The organism is Natrinema soli, from assembly GCF_028618695.1.
This window is the reverse complement of record NZ_JAQIVI010000783.1, coordinates 1-6,693: the sequence shown is the minus strand read 5'-3', so window position 1 is coordinate 6,693 and position 6,693 is coordinate 1. Positions and strand designations below refer to the sequence as shown.

The 6,693-nt window shown below is 65.9% G+C and carries 8 protein-coding genes and 1 pseudogene; 5 read left to right on the top strand and 4 right to left on the bottom strand.

Features of this window, described 5'->3' with window-relative positions:
- A partial coding sequence (locus PGX04_RS32390; RefSeq protein WP_273742233.1) for a ThuA domain-containing protein occupies positions 1-501 on the top strand: 501 nt, incomplete at its 5' end.
- A gap of 13 nt (positions 502-514) precedes the next feature.
- Here the strand turns inward: PGX04_RS32390 and PGX04_RS32385 are convergent.
- The 3 genes from PGX04_RS32385 to PGX04_RS32375 form a co-directional block, all read right to left on the bottom strand.
- Positions 515-1,807 carry a TIGR00341 family protein gene (locus PGX04_RS32385; RefSeq protein WP_273742232.1) on the bottom strand — a complete coding sequence of 431 codons (1,293 nt, stop codon included), beginning with the start codon at positions 1,805-1,807 and terminating at the stop codon, positions 515-517.
- Between the two features lie 131 nt (positions 1,808-1,938).
- Positions 1,939-2,790 (bottom strand): eIF2B alpha/beta/delta subunit family protein, encoded by an 852-nt coding sequence (locus PGX04_RS32380; RefSeq protein ID WP_273742231.1) that lies wholly within the window; start codon positions 2,788-2,790, stop codon positions 1,939-1,941.
- A gap of 81 nt (positions 2,791-2,871) precedes the next feature.
- A complete protein-coding gene (locus PGX04_RS32375; protein ID WP_273742230.1) occupies positions 2,872-3,249 on the bottom strand; it encodes a DUF5783 family protein in 378 nt (125 codons plus the stop codon).
- A gap of 128 nt (positions 3,250-3,377) precedes the next feature.
- Here PGX04_RS32375 and PGX04_RS32370 point away from each other — a divergent pair, with 128 nt between their 5' ends.
- Entirely contained in the window at positions 3,378-3,701 is a 324-nt protein-coding gene (locus PGX04_RS32370) for a DUF7969 family protein (RefSeq protein ID WP_273742229.1), read from the top strand.
- Between the two features lie 61 nt (positions 3,702-3,762).
- Here PGX04_RS32370 and PGX04_RS32365 read toward each other — a convergent pair whose 3' ends face one another.
- A complete protein-coding gene (locus tag PGX04_RS32365; RefSeq protein WP_273742228.1) occupies positions 3,763-4,812 on the bottom strand; it encodes a phosphatase PAP2 family protein in 1,050 nt (349 codons plus the stop codon).
- Between the two features lie 265 nt (positions 4,813-5,077).
- Between PGX04_RS32365 and PGX04_RS32360 the strand changes: the two genes are divergently transcribed.
- From PGX04_RS32360 to PGX04_RS32350, 3 genes and pseudogenes are all read left to right on the top strand, one after another.
- Positions 5,078-6,154, top strand: coding sequence for an Mrp/NBP35 family ATP-binding protein (locus PGX04_RS32360; RefSeq protein WP_273742227.1), 1,077 nt, complete (start codon positions 5,078-5,080; stop codon positions 6,152-6,154).
- Positions 6,151-6,441 (top strand): DUF7976 family protein, encoded by a 291-nt coding sequence (locus PGX04_RS32355; RefSeq protein ID WP_273742226.1) that lies wholly within the window; start codon positions 6,151-6,153, stop codon positions 6,439-6,441. Before PGX04_RS32360 ends, PGX04_RS32355 begins: the two co-directional genes overlap by 4 nt.
- Before the next feature lie 75 nt (positions 6,442-6,516).
- A pseudogene (locus PGX04_RS32350) lies at positions 6,517-6,693 on the top strand (uracil-DNA glycosylase); the annotation flags it as partial.

Below are 6,693 nucleotides of genomic sequence, written 5' to 3'. Positions count from 1 at the left end.
TGGTGGGGCCACGAGGCGCACGACGAGGTCAGCGACGCGGTCGTCGATCGCGTCCGCGAGCGCGTCCTCGAGGGGATGGGATTCATCCCGCTGCACTCGAGCCACTACGCGAAGCCCTTCAAGCGCCTCATGGGAACCTCCTGTAGCCTGCAGTACCGCGAGGACGGCGGCACCGAACGGCTCTGGGTCGTCGATCCCGGACATCCGATCGCGGACGGCCTGGACGAAGCGATCGAACTCCCCGAGACGGAGATGTACGGCGAGCCGTTCGACGTCCCCGAACCCGACCGGCAGGTGTTCGTCAGCTGGTTCGAGGGGGGCGAGGTGTTCCGCAGCGGCTGCTGTTACCGGCGCGGCAACGGTCGAATCTTCTACTTTCGGCCGGGCCACGAGACGTATCCGATCTACGAGAACGAGGCGATTCGACGGATCCTTCGGAACGCGGTCTCGTGGGCCAGCCCGACCGAGGGCTCGACGCGGTCGTTCGGAAAGCGGGAGTAGCACCTCGCCCGGTTCAACCGCTCCGGAGAGTCGTCGCCAGTTCGACGATCACCTCGAGATCGACGCCGGCCGCCGACTCGAGGCGGTCGCGCACGTCGTCGGCGAAGTCGTCCGGGAGCCCCTCGCCGGGCGGTCGATCGACGTGAACGGTGACCGTCGGCCGTCCGCCGGTGTAGACGTCGATGAGTTCGTAGTCGATCGCGGTCTCCCGGAACTGCAGTTCGGAGCCGGCCGCGAGTTCCGCCTCGTTCATCGTCTCGAGTTCCGTTTTGACGTCGTGTTCGACCGTAGCAGTGCGGTACGTGCCGTAGGTGATGCCGCCGAGAACGACCGAGAGGATCACGATCGCGACGAGAAGCACCGCGACGCGCGAGCGGAGCCGACCGTACACGCGTTCGACGGACTCCGTTCGTTCCGGCCGATAGCCGGACAGCCATAACAGGAGCAACGCGGTGAGATTGATCGAGAGCATATTGATGAGGACGAGCGTGCCCGCGGTGAGGACGACCGGTGGATCTCCCCAGGCGATCCCGAGGCCGGCGGTGGCTGCGGGCGGAACGAGCGCGACGGCGATCGCGACGCCGACGAGCACCGATCCGACATTTCGCGTGAGACTGATGACCGCAGCGACGCCGGAACCCAGCGCGAGAAACAGGGCGAGAAAGTCGGGCGTGATCCGCTCGCGGATCTGCGGGACCGTCGTGATATCGAACCCCGGCGGGAGCAACACGGTCCCCCTGAGCGCCCAGCCCATCACCGCTGCCGTGAGGACGGCGGCCGCGAGGCCGATCACCTGTAACGCGATACCGCGCGTCGCGAGCGACTCGTCGTCGACGATCACCCCCACGCTGGCCGCCAGCGCCGGTCCCATCAGCGGTGCGACGACCATCGCACCGATGATCGTCGCCGCCGAGTCGAGCAACAACCCGGCCGTCGCGATCGTCGTACTCACGATCAGCAGGCCGAAATAGGTCGACGCTGCCGGTGCGAGATCAGCCGCTCGCGCCCGGAGCTCCTCGCGGGAGATTCTGGTTCCCGAAAACCGGCCGGTCAACTCGTCGGTTCGCTTCGAGACGATCGTTTCCGCGGCCGTGACGACCGTGTACGATCGCTCGTCCAGACCCGCGGCCCGAAGGGCTTCCAACAGCGGCTCGACGGCCGGCGGTGGGACGGGGATCGAAACGAGCGCCTCGAACTCGCCGCGATCCGTGTCTCGGGAGACGGTGTAGTCGACGCCGGCTTCCTCCGCCGTTTCGATAACGAGGTCCAGTTCGTCTCGGGGAACGAACACCTGTACGAGACGCATACGACCGAAACGGGAGCGACGTGGATAGGTCGTTGCCACCCGCGACGGACTGTCTCGAAATCGCGACTATTCGAACGGTTCCGATCACTGCCTCGAGCGATATCGCCGGGGAACGGGGACCGATCGGTCGCTCAGAACGATTGCCGTCCCTCGTCCGTGATGACGCTCTCGAGCAACTCGACCGGCGTCGCGTCGTAAGCGGGGTTTTCCACGTCGAAGCCGTCGGCGGGTTCGGCCATGACCTCGCTGCCGGGCCGAAATTCGTTTTCGAAGACGAACCCTTCGCTGACGATCTTCGAGGCCGAACCGAGGACGGTGACCGGCACGTCCAGTCGGGCGGCCGTCGACGCGATCGGGAAGGTGCCGACGCGATTGTACAGCGTCTCGTCGACGATGCAGTCCATGCCGACGACGACCCGGTCGCACTCCTCGAGGGAGAGCCCGTGAGCGCTGTCGGTGAGCAGCGTCGTTTCGACGCCCTCCATCTCGGCGAGCGTCCGTGCGGTCTTGCGCCCAAGATAGCGCGGTCGAGCCTCGGTGACGTAGACCTCGAACGTCTTCCCGGCCTCGGTGGCCTGCTCGAGGGCCTGGATCACCGTCGAGGAGTAGTCGTGAGTCAGCAGCGTCGCGCCGTCCGCGAGGTGTTCGACGGCGTTTTCGGCAGCCAGCCGCTTGCCGGACTCGATCCGCGAGACGACCTCGTCGATCTTCTCGCTCGTGAGTCGGCGGGCGTCCTCGACGCTGTCGGGTTCGGCCTCGGCCACGTCGTCGACGACCTCCCGGACGGCGTTTTGCAGCGAGGCGTGCGAGGGATTCGCCCGTCGCAGGACGGAGCCGTTGCGCTCGAGCGCGCGGACGTACTCCTCGACGGTCGCGAACTCCCGCTCGACAAGCTCCTCGAGGGCCTGTGCCGCGTGGACAGCGACCACCGAGGAACTGTGCGTCTGCATCTCTCGGATTTCCTCGGCCGTCTCGTCGATCATACTTGCATGGTTTCCCGTCAGCGCAAAAGGTGTTCCGGGTGCCCGCAACCGTCCTGTCGCACGTCCTTCAATGGGTCGCCGTCACGCGGTCTCGTCGAAGCCGAAAATCCGCTCTAGTTCGCGCTCGATTCGGTCGACGAACGTCTCGAGGACGGGCTCGAACTGCTCGTGGTCGGCCACCGCGCCGACGCGATCCGCCGGATCGTCCGGGAGTTCGACGCGGAACTCGCCGTCGTGTTCTCGCGGGCTGTGCCCGTTCGAATCGGTCGCGGAGCGATGCTCCGCGCTTCCCTCGTAGAAGGGTTCGCTCTCGCTCAGCACCTGTCGATCGATGGCGCGGAGTACCTCGGAGTCGTACTGGCCGTGCAACTGTTGATACGCGTTCGAGTAGGCCTCCTCGAGTTCCGCGAAGTAGTGGACGTACTTCTCCTCGAATTTCTCGGGGTCGAACTCGGTCATAGCCGTCCGTGCGGACGCTATCGGGTAAACGGTTCGGGACCTCGTACCGAGACCGACTTTTCGGTCGAGTACCCGAACATTCCGTCGATGCCCGCAGGCTTACGCCCTCGGGTCCCCTAGAGCCGCCGATGACCGTTACCGTCCGGTACACCTGTCCGCACTGCAACGCCGTGGTCAGCCTCGAGCGTCCCCCGGACCTGGCGGACCGATCGGTCACGACGGTCCGACAGCCGGGCTGGGAGTACGCGAACCCGGACGATCCCGACCGAGAATCGGCCGACGGGATCGAGTTCCTCTGTGGCGAGGACGGCCCCGTTACCGACCTCGAGGGAGAATCCGTCGAGGGCTGTGGCCGTCCCTTCTATCTCAATTTCGTGCGCTTCGAGCAGGGGGTGGAGCTCGATCCCGATCCGCCGACCTACGGCGGGCCGCGGTTCGATTTCGACGCGTGACCGGCGACGACGGTGCCGGCTCTTTCTGTCGCGCGCCGTCGATCCTTCGACTCGAGGGAGATCATCCCAGCCGCGTGCGAATCCATCGATGAACTCGCACGGTGTATCGACGGCCGAGAATCGTCGCGCGTCGCCACGTACTCGGAGAGAGCAGGAATCGGAGCCCGTGTATCGCCATCGTCGCCCAGAAGACGAGCGCCGTCCAGACGCGGGTGGCGCGTTCGGAGTGTCGCAACACGGGAATCGTGACGAACAGCGCGAGGACGAGTCCGAAGGCCCCGCCACGAGCGGGACGCGAGAACAAATGGTACTCGTCGACCGCGATGAGCAACGGACTAAGCGCCCCGGCTGCGAGCACGCCCCGCCGGAGGAGGGGCCGAGCCGCTTTCGATGGCCGGTCGACTGCGAACAGACGCTGTCCGAGAACGACGAGTTGCCAGCCCCCGAACGCGCCGAGAGACGCGCCGAGTAACGAAATGTCACCGGCATCGATACCGCCGACGACGAGGTTGATCGCACTAATGGCGATCGCGAGGCCGAACGCGACCGTACCGTGATCGGTCGAAACGCGAGTCAGGAGCCGTTCGACGACGGCCAGAAACGCGACACCGATGGCGACCCCTGCAGTCACGTCAACGAGATAATGTACGCCGAGTACGACCCGCGAAACGCACACCGCAGCGATGAGGAGCGCTGCGCCGACGACCCGTCGCCGACGGGTGCTGATCGAGAGCCGACGTGCCAGGCTCAGGTACACGATCGTCGTCATCAACGCGTGGCCGCTCGGAAACCCGTAGCCGCTCGCCATCGCGGTGGATTCGTAGAGCGGCTGCATTACCCACGGCAGCGTCTCGATCCGGACCAACGGTTGGCCGGGACGCGGTAACGCGAAGACGTGCTTGAGCGTGCTGATGAGTGCGAGTCCCGCGAACGTCCAGCCCATTATCACGGCTGCGTCTTCCCGGCTCGCCGAGTCGAACCAGTAGATGGCGCCGACCAACAGACTGAGAAACCAGACGTCGCCCAACTGCGTGACGAGCGCGACGAGGACCGCCGCCCACTCCGGAATCACGTCCTGGAGCGGGCCGAATTCACCAATTCCGCGAGACATACGTCGTGATAGCGTGCCAGCCGTATTAAATGAATTTCTGTTTGACAGGGACGGAGACCGTGTGGCGGGAGAACCGCGAGCGGATCGTGTCCCGTCTACCGACCCCGTTAACGGGGCGCTCGGTCACCGAAACGGATGCGGGTGGGGTTCCACTACTGTGTCCACACCTGACCGCTCAGACGGGACGGTTCCGCGGGAACGATCCGAAAGACGCGACGCCAAATACGAACACAACCCTTTTCGACGCCCGGAAGTAGCTAGTGACATGGACGAAGCCGCCGTTCGCGACCGCCTCCGGACGGTCGAAGATCCGGAACTCGGCGACGATATCGTGTCGCTCGGACTGGTCAACGACATCACCGTCGACGGCGACCAGGTCGACATCGATCTCGCACTGGGTGCCCCCTACTCACCGAGCGAGAGCGACATCGCCGCCGAGGTCCGCGAGGTGCTCACCGCCGAGGGCCTCGAGGCGGATCTCACCGCGAGCGTGCCCGACCGCGACGATCTCACCAGCGAGGAACAGGTACTGCCGAACGTCAAGAACGTCATCGCCGTCGCCTCCGGGAAAGGCGGCGTCGGCAAGTCGACCGTCGCGGTCAACCTCGCCGCCGGCCTCTCGCAGCTCGGTGCCCGCGTCGGCCTCTTCGACGCCGACGTCTACGGGCCGAACGTGCCGCGGATGGTCGACGCCGACGAGCCGCCGATGGCCACCGAGGACGAGACCCTCGTTCCGCCCGAGAAGTACGGCGTGAAGCTGATGAGCATGGCCTTCCTCACCGGCGAGGACGATCCCGTCATCTGGCGCGGTCCGATGGTCCACAAGGTCATCACCCAGTTGACGGAGGACGTCGAGTGGGGTCACCTCGACTACCTCGTCGTCGACCTCCCGCCGGGAACCGGCGACACCCAGTTGACGATGCTCCAGACCATGCCCGTCACCGGCGCGGTCATCGTCACGACCCCGCAGGACGTCGCGCTGGACGACGCCCGGAAGGGCCTCGAGATGTTCGCCAAACACGACACCGTCGTGCTGGGGATCGCCGAGAACATGTCCACGTTCGCCTGCCCGGACTGCGGCGGCGAACACGACATCTTCGGCTCCGGCGGCGGCGAGGAATTCGCCGAGGAACACGAACTCCCCTTCCTGGGTTCGATCCCGCTCGATCCGGCCGTCCGCGAGGGCGGCGACGGCGGGAAGCCCACGGTGCTGAAAGACGGCGACGACACCAGCGACGCCCTGCGGACGATCACCGAGAACGTCGCTAACAACACCGGGATCGTTCACCGGCAGGGGATCTCTCAGAGCCGGCGAAACGAGGCCGCCTCGCCCGATCGATGACCGCCGACGGTGACGACGGGAGTGAGTCGGAGACTGCCGCTGCCGACGAGAGTGAAGCAGATACTGCCGCTGCCGACGAATTCGACCCCGATCCCGAGCGCGTCGAGCGCCTCCGCGAGATCGCCGACGACGTTCGCGGCGATTCCAGCGAGCGCAAACAGCTCGCGAACATCCTGTATCGGACCAGCGACCTCTACGACGAGGGCGAGGAGACCTCTCCCGAAGAGATCGTCCGTAACGTGAAGTTCATCCTCGAGGTCAACGAACGCGGCGGCCTCGGTCGCTAAACCGTATCGACTCTCGGGTCGCCGAACGGCGGCCGTCAGCGCGTCGTTTTTGGGCCTACCGCCCGAGATACGAGTGTGGACGCGAATCAACGGTCTCGAGCGAACCCGTACGGCATGGACGAGGAGTGTCGAAACTGTCCGGCGCTCTGTGAGACGCGCACGCAGGTCGTCCACGGCTACGGCGACGTGGGCGCGGACTTCCTGTTCGTCGGGGAGCGGCCGACGGCGCATGCGGACGAGGCGGGCGTCCCG